The 16,708-nt window shown below is 68.7% G+C and carries 14 protein-coding genes and 1 tRNA gene; 9 read left to right on the plus strand and 6 right to left on the minus strand.

All coding sequences use genetic code 11. The annotated features are described in order from the left end of the window. Positions 1-100: 100 nt before the first annotated feature. The 4 genes from E3O42_RS14010 to E3O42_RS14025 all read left to right on the plus strand — a co-directional run bounded on the left by E3O42_RS14010 (position 101) and on the right by E3O42_RS14025 (position 4,124). A tRNA-Leu gene (locus E3O42_RS14010) sits at positions 101-185 on the plus strand. Positions 186-451: 266 nt separating this feature from the next. Further along, on the plus strand, positions 452-694 hold the full coding sequence (locus tag E3O42_RS14015) for a hypothetical protein (protein WP_134454529.1): 243 nt from the start codon (positions 452-454) through the stop codon (positions 692-694). Positions 695-899: 205 nt separating this feature from the next. Continuing rightward, positions 900-3,371, plus strand: coding sequence for a glycoside hydrolase family 94 protein (locus E3O42_RS14020; RefSeq protein ID WP_134454530.1), 2,472 nt, complete (start codon positions 900-902; stop codon positions 3,369-3,371). A 36-nt stretch (positions 3,372-3,407) separates the two neighbouring features. Further along, on the plus strand, positions 3,408-4,124 hold the full coding sequence (locus E3O42_RS14025; protein WP_134454531.1) for a hypothetical protein: 717 nt from the start codon (positions 3,408-3,410) through the stop codon (positions 4,122-4,124). A gap of 31 nt (positions 4,125-4,155) precedes the next feature. On the opposite strand, the gene E3O42_RS14030 is transcribed toward E3O42_RS14025, so the two are convergent. After that, positions 4,156-5,751: an ABC-F family ATP-binding cassette domain-containing protein gene (locus tag E3O42_RS14030; RefSeq protein WP_134454532.1), complete on the minus strand. Its 1,596-nt coding sequence runs from the start codon at positions 5,749-5,751 to the stop codon at positions 4,156-4,158. Then, positions 5,748-6,137 (minus strand): hypothetical protein, encoded by a 390-nt coding sequence (locus tag E3O42_RS14035; RefSeq protein ID WP_134454533.1) that lies wholly within the window; start codon positions 6,135-6,137, stop codon positions 5,748-5,750. The genes E3O42_RS14030 and E3O42_RS14035 overlap by 4 nt, the downstream gene beginning before the upstream one ends. A gap of 65 nt (positions 6,138-6,202) precedes the next feature. Between E3O42_RS14035 and E3O42_RS14040 the strand changes: the two genes are divergently transcribed. Then, positions 6,203-7,093 carry a hypothetical protein gene (locus E3O42_RS14040; protein ID WP_134454534.1) on the plus strand — a complete coding sequence of 297 codons (891 nt, stop codon included), beginning with the start codon at positions 6,203-6,205 and terminating at the stop codon, positions 7,091-7,093. Positions 7,094-7,111: 18 nt separating this feature from the next. On the opposite strand, the gene E3O42_RS14045 is transcribed toward E3O42_RS14040, so the two are convergent. Beyond that, on the minus strand, positions 7,112-8,038 hold the full coding sequence (locus E3O42_RS14045; protein WP_134454535.1) for a J domain-containing protein: 927 nt from the start codon (positions 8,036-8,038) through the stop codon (positions 7,112-7,114). A gap of 146 nt (positions 8,039-8,184) precedes the next feature. Here E3O42_RS14045 and E3O42_RS14050 point away from each other — a divergent pair, with 146 nt between their 5' ends. Beyond that, on the plus strand, positions 8,185-8,832 hold the full coding sequence (locus tag E3O42_RS14050; protein ID WP_241984842.1) for a DUF1345 domain-containing protein: 648 nt from the start codon (positions 8,185-8,187) through the stop codon (positions 8,830-8,832). A 34-nt stretch (positions 8,833-8,866) separates the two neighbouring features. On the opposite strand, the gene E3O42_RS14055 is transcribed toward E3O42_RS14050, so the two are convergent. The 3 genes from E3O42_RS14055 to E3O42_RS14060 all read right to left on the minus strand — a co-directional run bounded on the left by E3O42_RS14055 (position 8,867) and on the right by E3O42_RS14060 (position 10,752). Continuing rightward, complete coding sequence (locus E3O42_RS14055) at positions 8,867-9,715, minus strand: SMP-30/gluconolactonase/LRE family protein (protein ID WP_134454536.1); 849 nt, start codon at positions 9,713-9,715, stop codon at positions 8,867-8,869. Positions 9,716-9,771: 56 nt separating this feature from the next. Further along, positions 9,772-9,936 carry a hypothetical protein gene (locus tag E3O42_RS18085; RefSeq protein WP_166788005.1) on the minus strand — a complete coding sequence of 55 codons (165 nt, stop codon included), beginning with the start codon at positions 9,934-9,936 and terminating at the stop codon, positions 9,772-9,774. 90 nt (positions 9,937-10,026) lie between these two features. Next, positions 10,027-10,752, minus strand: coding sequence for an SOS response-associated peptidase (locus E3O42_RS14060; protein ID WP_134454537.1), 726 nt, complete (start codon positions 10,750-10,752; stop codon positions 10,027-10,029). An 84-nt stretch (positions 10,753-10,836) separates the two neighbouring features. Between E3O42_RS14060 and E3O42_RS14065 the strand changes: the two genes are divergently transcribed. The 3 genes from E3O42_RS14065 (at position 10,837) to E3O42_RS14075 (ending at position 16,708) form a co-directional block, all read left to right on the plus strand. Next, positions 10,837-11,604: a hypothetical protein gene (locus E3O42_RS14065; protein WP_174844275.1), complete on the plus strand. Its 768-nt coding sequence runs from the start codon at positions 10,837-10,839 to the stop codon at positions 11,602-11,604. After that, positions 11,601-13,220, plus strand: coding sequence for a DNA polymerase Y family protein (locus E3O42_RS14070; RefSeq protein ID WP_134454538.1), 1,620 nt, complete (start codon positions 11,601-11,603; stop codon positions 13,218-13,220). The genes E3O42_RS14065 and E3O42_RS14070 overlap by 4 nt, the downstream gene beginning before the upstream one ends. An 86-nt stretch (positions 13,221-13,306) precedes the next feature. Beyond that, positions 13,307-16,708, plus strand: a complete 3,402-nt coding sequence (locus E3O42_RS14075; protein WP_134454539.1) for an error-prone DNA polymerase — start codon at positions 13,307-13,309, stop codon at positions 16,706-16,708.

Genomic DNA, 16,708 nt, shown 5'->3' on the forward strand with positions numbered 1-16,708 from the left:
GTATCCGGGGGGCCGTGCGGCGCTGTGGTGTCCGGAAGTGGTTTTGATCCGTGCTAAGTTATTCCCCGGCAGCAAAACAAAATTGCGGCCAAAACATCCAGTCCGGGTGGCGGAAATGGCAGACGCGCTAGCTTGAGGTGCTAGTGCCCGTATAGGGCGTGGGGGTTCAAGTCCCCCCTCGGACACGGCGATTGTTGGTAAGACAGCAATCAACGAGAACTGGTTGAGACAGTTCACGGGCCGGATCTCAGGATCCGGCCCTGTCTCGTTAACACGTCCTCGTTAACCCGTCAGTGAGGTAGCGCACAAGGTTACCTCGCCGGGGCCGGTCCCGACGAGCGTCGGACCACGAGCGACGGCGGCGGCAGCGTTGTGGCCAGCACATCCGTGTGCTCGAGCTGGGCCACCGCGGCACGACCCTGGCCCTCGAAGTCGTTCCGCAGGGGTGTCAGTGGCGGATCGAAGTAGGCCTGCCGCCCCGCGGAAGCTCGCCGAGCGCCTGGCCCTGGACGCCGGAATCGACCTTCCGGCACCCGTGACGAGCGGCGTCCGGGTCGAGGTGGTGCGGCGCGGCGGCGCCCTCTTCGTGATCAATCACGGTCAGGACGACGCGAAGGTCCTGATCGACGGCACCGACGCGCTCACGGGCGCGCCGACATCCGGCATGCGGCTGCCCCGCAGGGAGTCGCCATAGTACGAACCATGGGAGCCGCCGGGGACGGGACACCGGCCGGAGACTGAGTCGGAATTCGCTCCCGGGGTCTTCTCCTGAGGCTGCTAGAGTCAACGAAAGCGCTCGTGAGAGCGCTCTCATTGAGACTAGGCTCGGCTACGGCGGCGGATTCAGGATGTTGGATCTTGCCCTCCAGACGGTCCGTGGATACCGAAAAGGTGCACGCATGAAGTTCGGCCACTTCGACGACGAAGCCAGGGAATATGTCATCGAGACCCCGTTGACGCCCTACCCGTGGATCAACTATCTCGGCAGCGAGGACTTCTTCTCGCTGGTCTCGCACACGGCGGGCGGGTACACCTTCTACAAGGACGCCAAGATGCGCCGTCTGACCCGGTACCGCTACAACGACGTTCCCACCGACTCCGGTGGACGCTACTTCTTCATCAAGGACGGCGACGACGTGTGGACGTCCAGCTGGCTGCCGATGAAGAAGGACCTCGACTTCTTCGAGACCCGCCACGGCATGGGCTACACCCGCATCACCGGTGAGCGCGGCGGACTGCGGGTCTCGACGCTCTACTTTGTTCCCCTCGGTGAGACGGCGGAGGTACAGAAGGTCACGATGACCAACACCTCGGATCAGGTCAAGACTTTTTCTCTGTTCTCCTACCTCGAGTTCTGCCTGTGGAACGCCCAGGACGACCAGACCAACTACCAACGCAACCTCTCCATCGGCGAGGTCGAGGTCGAGGGCAGCGCGATCTACCACAAAACCGAATATCGCGAGCGTCGCGACCACTACGCCGTCTACGGAGTGAACGCCGAGATCGCCGGCTTCGACACCGACCGGGAGACCTTCGTCGGACTCTACGAGACTCTCGCGGAGGCCAAGGTGCCGCATGCCGGCGCCGCGGCGAACTCGATGGCGTCCGGCTGGTACCCGATCGGCTCCCATCAGGTCGACTCGACGCTGCAGCCAGGTGAGAGCCGTGACCTCGTCTTCGTTCTCGGCTACGTCGAGAACAATGCCGAGAACGGTGAGGAGAAGTGGGCCGACGACGCCAAACAGGTCATCAACAAGACCCGGGCCCAGGCCCTGCTCGCCCGCCTGTCCACCACCGAGGCCGCGGATGCCGCCTTCGACGCCCTCGGCGGGTACTGGACGGACCTGCTCTCGGCGTACACGGTGACCTCGCCGGACGACAAACTCAACCGGATGGTCAACATCTGGAACCAGTACCAGTGCATGGTGACGTTCAACATGAGCCGCTCGGCGTCCTACTTCGAAACCGGCATCGGCCGCGGCATGGGCTTCCGCGACTCGACCCAGGACCTCCTCGGTTTTGTGCACCTGATCCCGGACCGCGCGCGCGAGCGCATCCTGGACATCGCCGCGACCCAGCTGCCGGACGGGTCGGCGTACCACCAATACCAGCCCCTCACCAAGCGGGGCAACAACGAGCTCGGGTCGGGCTTCAACGACGATCCGGCCTGGCTGATCATCGGGGTGGACGGCTATCTCAAGGAGACCGGCGACTACACGATCCTCGAGGAGGTGGTGCCGTTCGACAACAACGACGCCCTCGCCGAGACCCTGTACACCCACCTCACCCGGTCGTTCGAGTTCACCCTGAACAACCTCGGGCCGCACGGGCTCCCGCTGATCGGGCGCGCCGACTGGAACGACTGCCTGAACCTGAATTGTTTCTCCACAACGCCGGGCGAGTCGTTCCAGACCACCGAGAACCAGGCCGGCGGGGTGGCGGAGTCGACCTTCATCGCCGCGCAGTTCGTGCTCGCCGCGGGCCAGTATGCGGCCATCGCCGAGCGCGGCGGTGACACCGTGCAGGCGGACAAGGCCCGCAAAGCCGCCGCCGCCATGAGCCAGACGTTGCTGACGCACGGTTGGGACGGCGACTGGTTCCTGCGCGCCTATGACTTCTACGGCAACAAGGTCGGCACCTCCGAGGACACCGAGGGTCAGATCTGGATCGAACCCCAGGGCTTCGCTGTCCTTGCCGGCGTCGGCGTCGAGCACAACAGCGACGGCACCCCGGTGAAGACCAGTCCCGCGTTCCGCGCCCTGGACTCCGTGGACCGCCTGCTCGGTTCCGAACACGGCCTGGTGCTGCAGTACCCGGCGTACCGGAGCTACCGCGTCGAGCTCGGCGAAGTGTCGACCTATCCCCCGGGCTACAAGGAGAACGGTGGCATCTTCTGCCACAACAACCCGTGGGTGATCATCGGCGAGACCGTGCTGGGCCGTGGCGCGAAGGCGTTCGACCACTACCGGAAGATCACCCCGGCCTACCGGGAGGAGATCTCCGAGGTGCACCGCACCGAGCCATATGTGTACGCGCAGATGATCGCCGGCAAGGAAGCCTCCCGGCACGGCGAGGCCAAGAACTCCTGGCTGACCGGGACTGCCGCATGGAACTTCGTGACGGTCTCCCAGTACCTCCTGGGTGTGCGCACCGACTATGACGGGCTCGTGGTCGACCCGCAGATCGGGCCGGATGTCGCGGAGTTCACCGTGACCCGGCAGGCCCGCGGCGCCACGTACGTGATCACCGTGGCGAACTCGGGACGCGAGGGCTCCCGCGCGAGCCTCGAGGTGGACGGTGTCGCCATCGAGGGCCGCACCGTGCCGTACGCCGCGGCCGGCACGACCGTGCAGGTGTGGGCGACCCTGTAGGGGGAACGAATTGCGGCCGGCCGGACATTAGTGGGTATGGACGTCTACCGAACAGCCCGCGCACGGGCCTGGCAGCTATGCGTCGCCGTCGCGTGCGTCGGTGTGTTGCTCGCAGGATGCGGCCGGGGCGACGCCACGGCTCCGTCCGCCGCCGGCCCGACCATGGGGCCGGCGCCGGCCGGGCCCAGCGCTGACGAGGTCTTCACGGCGTGCAGCCCACCGGGGACCGTGGACTACGACCCGATCGAGTCACTGGCGGTGCTGGCTGGGGACAGCATCGTGGTGATCATGGGCGAAATCGATCGGATCCAGGCCGGCCGCGACAGCACCTACACCGCGTCGAAGGAGACGTCGACGACGCGAAGCGCGGTGATCGTCGTGCGTGACGTCACGGTTGTCCACGGGAAACTGGACCCGGCCACCAGCGGCAGCGTGTACATCGAATTCGCTTCGGGCGGCCCGGACGAGTGCTCGCGGATCGTGCCGGCCGGAACGGCCATCGTCGCCTATCTGGAGCCGGCCTGGGACGGCGCCCGCAGCTACGTCGACGAGGACCCGACCTCCGAGTACACGGAAATCCAGGAGCCCGGCGCCGGTCGGCCCGCCGGCCAGCCGCTGTACCGGGCATCCGCGCTCGAGGGTCTGGTCTGGCAACTACCGGGCAGCGCCGAGGTGATCTGGCCGCTCTACCTGGGCACCGGCCCCGGGTCGATCCGTGAGGCCCTCCCGGACGGCTCTCTCGCCGGCCCCTAGCGATCCTGAGGGATTACACGCGATGCGCGGGTCAGGCGACGGCGACCTCGACCTCGCCGGGTTCGGCACCGACACTGCCGAAGACCAGGCGACGGTTCGCGATCTTGTCGGTGAAGAACCTGTCGTGGCTGACGACCACCACGGCGCCGGGGAAATGCAGCAGGGCCCGCTCCATCACCTGGGTACTGGACATGTCCAGGTGGTTGGTGGGCTCGTCCAGGAGCAGCACCGACGCGCCGGAGAGCAGGCACTGGGCCATCGCCACGCGGGCCTTCTGACCGCCGGAGAGGTTGCCGATCTTCTGCTTGAGGTCGGCCTCGGAGAACTGGAACATGGTGAGGAACCGGTTCACCGACTTACGGGTGGCCGTGAAAGCCAGGCTGCCCTCGAGCGCATTGACGGCGTGGCTGACGGTGTCGGTGTCGTCGAGCTCGACGAGTACCTGGTTGTACGACACCATGCCCGCGCCCTTGGCCCAGTCGACCTCGCCGTGATCGGCCGATTCTTCGCCGGTGAGCACCCGCAGCAGGGTGGTCTTGCCGCTGCCGTTGGCGCCGATTACGACGATGCGGTTGCCGCGGCGGATCTCGAAGCTCAGGTCGTTGAACAGCACCTTGTCGCCGTAGGCCTTGCTGAGCATCTCCACCCGGCAGAGCACATCCTTGATATGCAGGTTGCCGTAGATTTCGGTGATGATCTTGTCCACCGGGCGAGGGGTGCGGGACTTCTTGATCGTGGCCAGCTGGGTGCCGAGCCTGCGGCTGGCGGCCTTCTGGGCCTCCCGCCGGTCGGCGATGCCCTCAGATTCGAACGCGAGCAATTCGGACTCGTGCACGAACTGCGCCTCGAGCGTCTTCAGCCGGAACTGCTTCTGAATCACGTATTCGCCGAAGTTGCCCGGGTATTCGTGAAGGTGGAAGTTCTCCAGCTCGATAATTCGGGTGACGACGGCGTCGAGGAAGGTGCGATCGTGCGACACGATCACGGCGGCACCCTTGAAGTCGCGGAACCAGCCCTCCAGCCACTCCACGCCGGCCACGTCGAGGTAGTTGGTTGGCTCGTCGAGCAGGAGCACGTCCGGCGCCTCGAGCAGGATCTTCGCCAGAGCCGCGCGATTGCGCCAGCCGCCGGAGAGCTCATCGATCGCGCAACTGCGGTGCGCCTGATCGAAGCCCAGGATGGTCAGGGCCGCGTCGATCCGGCGCGGGTAGTCCCAGCCGCCCAGCCGGTCCATGTCTTCGAACAATTCGGACTGGCGGTGGATCAGCCGGTCAAGCTCCGCGCCGGCCGAGGAATCCGCGGCGATGGCGGCATCGATCGACGCGAGTTCCGCTTCGACGGCCTTGATCTCGACGAACAAAGCGTCCAGCACCTCGGTGATGGTGGCGTCGCCGTTCAGCTCGGAGAACTGGGAGAAGTAGCCGATCTTCACGCCGTCATCGACCGTGACGGTGCCGGTGTCCGGCGTCACCTGGCCGAGGATCAGCTTGATGAGGGTGGTCTTGCCCGAGCCGTTGCGGCCGATCATGCCGACCCGGTCGCCCGGTTCGAGGCGGAAGAAAGTCTCGCGGAGCACCTGGGTGTTCTCGAAACGCACGCTGACGTCGTTGAGCCTGATCAGGCTCATGAGCGCTCTTCTCCGTGCTCCGCGGCATCGACGATGCCGATGAAACGGCTGCCGATGCCGTCGATCTCGCGCCGGCTCAGTCCGTCCGCGGCCACCGGAAGCTCGTCGTAGCCGTCGTAGCCGTGGTGGTCGCAGGAGAGGAACGTAAATTCCGGCCACCACTTCTTCGGCCGCGCCGCCTCGGTGAACCCGCACACACTGCAGGTCAGCTCAATCCAGACGGGCTTCTTGCCGGTGCGGTTCGCCCGCGACTGCACGAGCCAGGCTGGCGGATTCTTCTCGATCTCGGCGAGTTGGGTTTCGGTCATGCGGCTGGGAAGGTCGTGGCGCTGCGCCATCTCGAGGGGAATGTCGAGGCGGAGCGCTGCTTCTCGTCTGGTAATCATCAGGTTCAACGATAGGCGCTGCGACGTACGCCAACACTCCGGGGCGGGAACTGGTTCAATGAAGCATGACTGAAACCGTTTCCCCGCTCGGCCTGCTGCTGGATGTCGATGGTCCGATCGCCAGCCCGGACACCCGCACCATCGCCACTCCCAGCATCATCACCGACCTGATCACCCTGGCCGGCGCGAACGTGCCGATCGGCTTCATCACCGGGCGGTCGGCGCAGTTCATCGGCGAGCAGGTCGTGGCTCCGCTGCTCACGGCCGGGCTGCCGCGCGAGATGCGCATGTACGGGGTCTGCGAGAAGGGCGCCGTGTGGTTTCCGATCACCGAGACCGGAATGGGCGAGGTCGTCGTCGACGACAGCGTGGCCCTGCCCGCCGCGGTCGTCAGCCGCATCCGCGAACTGGTCGCCACCGACTACGCCGACACCATGTTCTTCGACGAGACCAAGCTGGCCATGATCTCGGTCGAGCAGCGCACGGATGTGGACCGGGCCGAGTATCACGCCGCCCAGGAGCGCTTCAACGAGGCCGCGTATGCCATCCTGATCGCCTGCGGCCTCGGGGTGCGTTTCGGCGAGCGGACCTCCCCGGATGTTGACGGCGCGGTGCCGTTCCGCATCGACCCCACCATCATCTCCACCGACATCGAATCGGTCGACCTCGACAAGGACCACGCCGCCAAGCGCGCCCTCACCTTCTTCGCCGAGGGTGGACCGCTCCCCCGGCTGTGGCGTTCGGTGGGCGATTCGCGCAGCGACTACCTCATGGCCGACCACCTGCACGCGGCCGGCTACGACGTGGCTCACGTTGACGTGCGCCCGGCGGACGGCATCCTGGACCGGCCGTACCCGGTGATCGTGGAGGGCGACCTCATACACGATGAGGCCGGCGCCGCGTTCCTGGGCTACTGGGTGCAGAAACTCGGCCTCGGCGAGGCCGTACCTGAGTAGTCGGCGCCTGGCACTCGCCTAGTCTTCGACAAAGCGGATGCCGTTCTGCAGGGTGCTGCGCAGCTCGAACACCTTCTCGAAACTGCCGCGTTCCATCCCGGCGATGCCGTCACGCAGCACGCCTACCAGGCGCGACCGCGGGATCACGACCACCATCGGCCGTCTGCCGCGGCTCGGCAACGACAGGGGTTCGGCCACGGCCTGATCGGGAACCACCACGACCAGCGCGGTGAAGCGCACCCGGAGGGACTTGGCCAGGATCCGCGCGGCGGCCGCGAACTCGTCCAGCGGTTCCTCGCCAGGCGCCAGGCCCTCGCCGACGAGTTCGCCCCGCTTGAGGTGCGCGGGCGACCCCCAATCCTCCGAGAGGATCGCGAACAGCCCGGCCGGGCCGAGCACGACGTGGTCGACCTTCTCGACGTCGTCGCGGGTGGCGATGTCGTGCCAGGCGGTGTAGCCGATGCCGAGGCCCGAGATCAGCTGGGCGGTGCTTTCCTCGGCGAGGGCCTTGGCCAGGCGGTGCCTGATCTCCCGCGGCGCCGACCGCACCAGGTCGGGGGCATACGGGTCCGCGATGACGGTGCCGCGCCCGGCCCACTCCCGCAGCAGCGCGAGGTAGCGCTGGCGTGAGTGGCCACCGGGATGGCCGTGCATCCTGGCCCTCATCCCGGAGGAGGACGGCCGCTGGGCCGGCTGTGCGGCACTGCTCGGGCCGGAGTAGCCGGATTCCGGGTAGCGCGCCCCGTCGTAATCGGCCCGGGACTCGGGGCTCCCGATGCGCTCCCAGGCCACCTGCACGGCGTGGAAGGACGCCGCACTGCCGCCGACATCGGGGTGGGATTGCCGCAGCTTCAGCCGGTAGGCGCGTCGCAGCTCCTCGTCGGTCACCGACGGGCTCACGCCCAGCACCTCGTAGGGGCTGGCTGCGGCCGGACTCTCTGACATTCGTGCGGTCTCTTTCGGCCTGGAACGGGAAAGGCCGTTCGGCTCCCAGCCTAGCCAGCGTTGCTGGTATCTCGCCGACATCGTGGGGCGCCCGCGCACCGGTGGGCGCGCTCCGCTGAACGCGCGTTTCGTGCGACGATCAGCGAGTGAAGACTTCAACTCCCGTTCCCCGGGTGCACCGCTCAAGCACCCGGTTCATCGTCATGGTGGCCGTCGGCGTCCTTGCCGGCCTGGCCACAGGTCTGCTGGGCAACTGGTTGCTGGCGCCGGCGCTCGGCTGGGCGGTCGCGGCGGTGCTCTACATCGGCTGGGTGTGGGTGAGCATCGCTCCGCTGGACGCCGCCACCACGGCGGCCCACGCCACCAGAGAAGACCCGTCGCGAGGCATCACCGACCTGCTGCTGATCCTGGCGAGCCTGGCCAGCCTCGGCAGCATCCTCATCGTGCTGCTGCAGGCACGTGTCGCGGTGGGGGCCGGCCAGGTCCTGCTCGCCGCCCTGGCGGTGGTCGGAGTCGCGCTGTCCTGGGTTCTCGTGCACACCCTGTTCACCCTGCGGTACGCCTCGATCTACTACGCGGATGACGACGGCGGCATCGACTTCAACCAGCTGGAGCCGCCCAGGTACGCGGACTTCGCCTACCTGTCGTTCACGTTGGGCATGACCTTCCAGGTGTCGGACACGTCACTCACCTCGTCGACCATCCGAGCGGTGGCCCTGCGGCACGCGCTGATGTCGTTCCTGTTCGGCTCGATCATCCTGGCGACGCTGATCAACCTCGTGGCCGGCCTGTGAGCCAGACCGGTCGGGGCAGCGCCAGGCGTGGCACCTAACCGGCGAATGGTGCTGCCGGCAGTCCCGCCACGCCAGGGGTCACCGAGAAAACCGAACCCGCGAGCGGGTCTTCGCCAGGGGCGAGGTCTTCGCGGGAGGTGGTGATGAACAGTCGACGGAGGTCGTCGCCACCGAACGTGCAGGCCGTGACCCGGTGCGCTGCCACCTCGACGACCTCGTCCAGGGTGCCTCGCGGCGTGTACCGGCGCACCGCCCCACCGGCGTACAGCGCGACCCACACGCCGCCCTCACTGTCCACGGTGAGGCCATCGGGGTAGCCATCGCTGGCGGGGATGTCGACGAAGGTGCGCAACCCGGTCAGCCCGGTCTCCGCGGCCCAGTCAAAAACCCCGATCCGGCCGGTCGGAGTGTCGTTGTAGTAGGCAAGCGAGCCGTCCGGACTCCACGCGAGACCGTTGGAGATGGTCACGCCGGCCAGGGCCAGGCCCACGGATCCGTCCGGGGCGAGCCTGTACAGCGATCCGGCGCCGGTGCGTTGGTCGTAGGCCATTGAGCCGCAATAGAACGAGCCGTCCGGAGCGGTGCCGCCGTCGTTCATACGCACGCTCGGATCCGCCCACACCTCCGGCAGCCGCGTCAGGGTGCCGTCGGGGTCCTCGAGGGCGAAGCCGCGTTCGAGGGCGATGACCGCACCGCCACCCACGCGTGGTCGCAGGGCGGCGGCGACGGTGTCCACGTGCCGGCGGGTCACGCTGCCGTCGGCGGTCACGGACAGAACGTCACCGGCGAACAGGTCGACGAGGCGCAGTCCGCCCCAGGACGGGGCAAAGACCGGGCCCTCGCCGTGAAAGGTGATCGGGTCGGTGAGCTGTTCGGCGCGCATGGGATCCTCGTCGACCTGGTGGCTGGGCCGGTCGCCGGCCCGGGATGATCGGGTGGTCAGTTGCGCAGCGCACGCACGGGGATGGCGATGGCCGCGCTGACGGCCAGGATGCCGGCGAAGAAGATCGCACCTTGCCAGGCGGTCACGGTGAAGGCCAGGCCGAACAGCCACAGACCCAGGACGAAGACGGCCATCGCGACGACGAAGGTAAGAATGGGCATGGCAGGTTCCTCTCAACGGTGCCGCGAAAGCGTTCCCGGCTCGTTTCGAGAGTACTAGTTCGCAGGGCAGGGCGCGGCTCTGCGCGCCGGTCAGGCGCTGTAACCGACCTCACGCTCCGGGCCGAGCGGATCGATGAGCTCCGGCGCATCACCGGAGACCGGTGCCACCTGATGGAAGGCCAACCCGGCCGCCGCCTCCGTGGATGCCTCGACCATCGCGTCGACGAGCACCTGGTCGCCGTCGGCGTGCGGGTCCAGCCAGCGATCCCAGCATTCCTCCGGCAGGACCACGGGCATCCGGTCGTGGATATCGACGAGGGCACCCTGGGCGGCGGTGGTGAGGATGGTGGCCGTCAACACCCACCGGGCCGGGTCGTCGGGGCCGAGCGTCGGATTGCGCCACCACGAGTACAGCCCGGCCAGCGCGAGGGGCAGGCCATCGTCGGAGTGCACGAAGTATGGCGTCTTGGTGGTGCCGACGGTGTGCCATTCGTAGTAGCCGGTGACCGGCACGATGGCACGGGTCTTGGCGAGGGCGGTGCGGAACGTCGGCTTTTCGGCGACGGTCTCGGCACGGGCGTTGAAGGTGGCGAACGCGGCGGTCAGCTCGGGAGAGAAGGTGGGGACCAGCGACCAGCGAGCCGGTTCCAGGCGGCGAACGACCGGATCGGACTTGATCGATTCGAGCACGATGGCGATCTGTTCGGTCGGTTTGACGTTCCAGGATGGCTCCGGCAGCTCCCCGGCCTCGTGCTCGATGTCGAACATGGCGGCGAGGTCAGGCGCCGAATCGGTAATGATGAATCGCCCACACATAGGCTCAGGTTACCGTGCCGCCATGAGAGGACCTGGTTATCCACACCGGTTGACGAAATCGAATCTGTGTTCGAAAATTAGAGAGTGTCCATTCCTCTGACCTCCGAAGCGCGCGTCGCCGGCTCCTCCGCCGGCACTGCCGGCACAGCCGGCTCCGCTGCAGAGCGTGTCAGCGAGCTGCAGGCGCGCATCCACGGTATGCAGCGCGACCGCTGGGACGGCGGCGGGCGGCCCGTCTCCGGGGTCCTCGCCGAACTCCTGCCGGACGGGATCCTGCGAACGGGTGTGGTCTATACGGTCGACAACTCGACGTCGCTCATCATGGCCGTGCTGGCCGCGGCGACAGCGGACGGCGGCTGGAGCGCCGTGGTGGGCCTTCCAGACTTCGGCGCGGAGGCGGCCATCGGATTCGGCATCGACCTCGAGCGTGTCGTGTTGGTTCCCTCCCCCGCCGATCAGTGGTTGGCGGTGACGGCGGCGCTGGTGGACGTACTGCCGGTCGTCGTCGTGCATCCGGAGCGTGCCGTTGGCGACGCCGAGGCGGCCCGGCTCGGCGCGCGGCTGCGGCAGAGCGGCTGCACCCTGATCGTGGCCGGTGCGTGGTCCCAGAGCGAGGCAGCACTGCGGGTCACCGGCACCCGCTGGGAGGGCCTGGGCGCCGGACACGGCTACCTGGCCGGTCGCGACCTGACCGTGCACGTTTCCGGGCGAAACGGCAGTGGACCGCGACGGTCCACGCTGGTGCACCTTCCGGAGGTCGCCGCCCCGGGTGACGCCGAACCTGTTGTCCGCCGGGAGAGCGGTCGGCGCGGCCGGGCGGGGGCCGGCATCCGGAAATCGGGTCGGTCATGAACCGCGAACGCACTATCGTTCTGTGGTGCCCGGACTGGCCGGTGCGTGCCGCTCGGTCCGCCACCGACCTGCCCGCAGACACCCCGATGGCTCTCATCGATCACAGGATGGTCTTCGCCTGTTCGCCAGAGGCGCGGCGTCTGGGCGTCCGGCGGGGCCTGACCGTGAGGGAGGCCCAGTTCCGCTGCACAGACCTCATCGTGTTGCCCTACGACCCCGCGTTGGACCGGCGGGCCTTCGAGCCCGTGCTGGACGGACTCGAGGACATCGCGCCCGGTGTGGCCGTGCTCCGTCCTGGCACCTGCGCGATCCGGGCCCGCGGCCCGGTGCGGTACTACGGCAGCGAGGCCGCCGCGGCGCGAGCCATGCTCGACTACCTGCACGGGGCCGGACTTCCCGAGGCCAGGGCCGGCATCGCCGACGGCCCGTTCGCGGCCGAGCAGGCGGCGCGCGCTCCGGCGACGGGTCCCGGGGGCGTCGGGTCGGAGTCCCCGGATCGGGTGCGCATAGTCCCTTCCGGAGAATCCGCCGCGTTCCTGGCACCGCTGCCCGTGTCGGCCGTTGCCGATGCCGGACTGGGCACCCTGCTGGCCCGGCTCGGGGTGCACACCCTCGGCCAGCTCGCCGCTCTGCCCGCCCTGGACGTGCACCGCCGGTTCGGGGCTGCGGCGGCGCAGGCCCACGCCAGGGCGGCCGGGCGGGAGCACGAGGAGGTCGTGCCCCGCACCCCCACACCGGTCTTCGACCGCGGCCAGGAGTTCGAGCCGGCCCTGGACCGCATCGACCAACTCGCCTTCGCGCTGCGCAGCACCGCTGACACCTTCGTGCTGGCGTTACGGGAGCAGACGCTGGTGTGCACGGCCGTGTCGATCCTCGTCAGCACCGAAGACGGTCTCCTGACCGAACGGACCTGGCGGCATCCCCGGTGGTTCACGGCCTCAGACCTGATCGACAGGGTGCGCTGGCAGTTGCAGGGCGAAGGGCGGGCAGACTCGGGCCTGGCCGCCGGGGTGATACGAGTGACGTTTTCCCCCGACCGGGTCGACGCCGTCGCTAACCACGAGGACGGCCTGTGGGGAACGGGCCCCGACGAGCGCATCCACCACGCCCTCACCCGGGTGCAGGGCCTGGTCGGCCACGCCGGCGTCGTGACGGCGGCCATCAGCGGCGGGCGGATGCTCGCCGACCGCCAACTGTGGGTGCCCTGGGGCGATGACGGTGCCGGCCCGCCCGGCCGCGCCTCGGGCGGCGACGCCCGCCCCTGGTCCGGGAGCCTCGGCGGGCTGCTCCCCGCCACGGTGTACCGGGAACGCCGGCCGGTCACCCTTGTCACCGACGATGGCCACGCATTGCGGGTCGATGACCGCGGTGCGCTCGTTGGCGAGCCGGCGCGGTTCTCGCCGCCTCGGTCTGCAGCGGGAGGCACCGAGGGATCCACCGGCACCGAGCCCCGAACGGTGGTGGCGTGGGCGGGCCCGTGGCCGGTGCTGGAACGGTGGTGGGACACCCCGGCCGGGCGCACGGTGCAACGGGTGCAGATCGTCGAGGAGCACGGCAGCGCATGGCTGTTGGCCCTGGACGGCGACGGCTGGCGGGCCGAGGCCCGGTATGACTAGGCCCCACGTGATCGACGGCACCGCGCTTGACGGCACAGCGCTTGACGGCACAGCGATTGGTGACACAGCGAGGACGGTGCAGCCCGATGGGATTCAATAACCCACCCATTCCCTGGTCGGAACTGGAGCGTCGGCTCTCCGACCGGCGACCCGGCGGCCCTCCCCCAGAGGCCGACGGCGGCGACAGCCCGGCCTGGTCCAGACACCGCCAGCCCTACGCGCCCCAGACCCCGCCGCGCCCACCCGCGGAGGCCCTCGTCGGCTACGCGGAACTGCACGCCCACTCGAACTTCAGCTTCCTCGACGGCGGAAGCTCCCCGGAACGCCTCCTCGAGGAAGCCGGGACGCTGGGCCTGCACGGCCTGGCCCTTACCGATCACGACGGGTTATACGGTGCGGTCCGCCTGGCCGAAACCGCGGAGAGCTACCCGGGCGTCCGCACGGTGTTCGGGGCAGAGCTGTCCCTCGGGCTGACCCGACGGCAGAACGGGGTGCCGGACCCCGAGGGCAGCCACCTCGTTGTCCTGGCCAGGGGTCAGGAGGGCTACCACCGGCTGGCCGCTGCGCTCACCCACGGCCAGCTCGCCGGCGGCGAGAAGGGCCGCCCCATCTACGACGCCGAGGAACTCGGCGAGGCGTCCGACGGGCAGTGGAGCATCCTGACCGGGTCTCGTTCCGGCGCGGTGCGCCAGGCCCTGTTGCGGGACGGCGACGCGGCGGCGGCCCGGGAACTGGACCGCCTGGTCGCCCTGTTCGGCCGCGACAGCGTAAACGTCGAACTGGTCGACCACGGCCGTCCGCAGGACAGCGTGACCAATGACCGGCTGGCCGCCCTGGCGGAGCGGGCCGGCCTGCCCGTGCTCGCCACCAACAACGTGCACTACGCCCAGCCGGGCGACTTCAGGCTGTACTCCGCACTGGCCGCCGTACGCGCCCAACGCAGCCTGGACGACATGGACGGCTGGCTGCCCGCTGGCCCCACCCAGCACCTGCGGAGCGGAGCAGAGATGGCCGCGCGCTTTCGCCGGTATCCGGGGGCCGTCGCCCGCACCGTGCCGCTCGCCGACGAACTCGCCTTCTCCCTGCGCCGGGCCAGGCCCCGGCTCCCTCGTCAGCACGTTCCCGACGGGCACACGCCGATGAGCTGGTTGCGCCAGCTGGTCTGGGACGGCGCCGAACAGGCGTACCCCGGCTACAACGCCAATGTGCGGGAGCGTCTGGAGAAGGAACTCGCCGTGATCGAGGCGAAGGACTTCCCCGGCTACTTCCTGATCGTGCATGACATCGTGCAGTTCGCCCGGCGTTCTGGCATCCTCTGCCAGGGCCGAGGGTCCGCGGCGAACTCGGCGGTCTGCTTCGTGATCGGCATCACCGCCGTGGACTCGATCTTCTATCGGCTGCCCTTCGAGAGGTTCCTCTCCAGCCTGCGCGAGGAAGAACCCGACATCGACGTGGACTTCGACTCCGACCGGCGGGAGGAGGTGATCCAGTACGTCTACGAACGCTACGGGCGCCTCAATGCCGCCCAGGTGGCCAACGTGATCACCTACCGGCCGAAGTTCGCGGTACGAGACATGGCGAAAGCCCTCGGCTACAGCACCGGACAGCAGGACGCCTGGTCCAAGCAGGTGGAACGGTGGGGTTCGGCGGTGTCCAGCCCGGACCACGACATCCCCGGCCAGGTCGCCGACCTCGCCGGCCAGGTGCTCGGATTCCCCCGTCACCTCGGCATCCATTCCGGCGGCATGGTCCTCACCGACCGACCCGTCGGAGAGGTCTGCCCCATCGAGCACGCCCGCAAAGAGAACCGCACGGTGCTGCAGTGGGACAAGGATGACTGCGCCTGGATGGGCCTGGTCAAGTTCGACCTGCTCGGCCTCGGCATGCTCGCCGCCCTGCAGTACACCTTCGACCTGGTGCGGGACTCGCTCGGCGAGGACTGGGGCCTGGGCAGCATTCCCCGGGAGGAGGCCGGGGTGTACGACATGCTCTGCCGAGCCGACTCCATCGGCGTGTTCCAGGTGGAGAGCCGCGCCCAGATGGGCACCCTGCCGCGCCTGCAACCGCGCCGCTTCTACGACCTCGTGGTCGAGATCGCACTGATCCGCCCCGGGCCCATCCAGGGCGGCGCCGTGCACCCGTACATCCGGCGCAAGCTCGGCCAGGAACCGGTCAGCTACCTGCACCCCAAGTTCGAGCCGGTCCTGGAACGCACCCTCGGCATCCCGCTCTTCCAGGAACAGCTCATGCAGATGGCCATGGCGGTGGGCGGCTGCAGCGGCGAGGACGCCGACCTGCTCCGCCGGGCGATGGGATCCAAGCGCGGTGTCGAGAAGATCTCATCCCTCCGCGCCACCCTGTACGAGGGCATGGCCGGCAACGGCATCACCGGCGACCTGGCGGACGAGATCTACGAGAAGATCGAGGCGTTCGCGAACTTCGGCTTCGCCGAGAGCCACTCGATCAGCTTCGCCCTGCTGGTCTACGCCAGCGCCTGGTTGAAGCTGCACTATCCCGGCGCCTTCCTCGCCGCGCTGCTGCGGGCCCAGCCGATGGGGTTTTACTCGCCGCAGTCACTGGTCGCGGACGCCCGCAGGCACGGTGTGCAGGTGATGCGACCCGATGTGCAGCTCTCCGGCGCCGATGCGATTCTCGAGTTGCTGCCCGACGCGGCGGGCGAGCCCGGCGGCCGGCCGGGCTGCCTGGACCACGACCAACCCGCCGTGCCGGTCTACGACCGGACCCTGCCCGTCGACGATCGGGGCCACCGCAGGGACGGCGCCCTGGCCGTGCGGCTCGGGCTGGCCGATGTGCGCTCCATCGGCGCCGCGGTGGCCGAGCGGATCGTCGCAGACCGGGCCAGGTTCGGTCCGTTCCATTCCATGAACGACCTGGCCCGGCGGGCCAGGCTGAACACCGAACAGCTCGAATCCCTGGCCACGGCTGGAGCCTTCGATGGGCTGGGCCTCGAGCGCCGGCAGGCCCTGTGGTCGGCTGGGGAAGCGGCCCAGGAGACCGACGCCCACCTGCGCGGCTCCTTCGAGACCGTGCAACCGCCCCTGCTGGCCCTGATGACACCGGTGGAGCAGGTGGCCTATGACCTCTGGGCCACCGGAGTCTCCACCGACGACCATCCGATCCGCCATGCCAGGCCGGCCCTGGCCGCCCGGGGCGCCCTGGCCGCGAATCAGCTGGCCGCCAGCGAGAACGGCCGCCGGATCGAGGTCGGTGGGGTGGTCACCCATCGGCAGCGACCGGCCACGGCGAACGGCGTCACCTTCATCAACCTGGAGGACGAGACCGGCAACGTCAACGTCGTGGTGAGTGTCGGGGTCTGGAACCACTTCCGCAGGATCGCCCGGGAATCCCCCGCCCTGATGATCCGCGGCATCCTCGAACGCTCGCCGGAGGGCGTCGTCAACCTGATCGCCGACCGATTCGAACCCCTCACCGTGGCGGCCCACACGTCGTCGCGGGACTTCCGCTAG

Origin of the sequence: Cryobacterium adonitolivorans (assembly GCF_004402695.1) — a bacterium.
GTDB lineage: Bacteria > Actinomycetota > Actinomycetes > Actinomycetales > Microbacteriaceae > Cryobacterium > Cryobacterium adonitolivorans.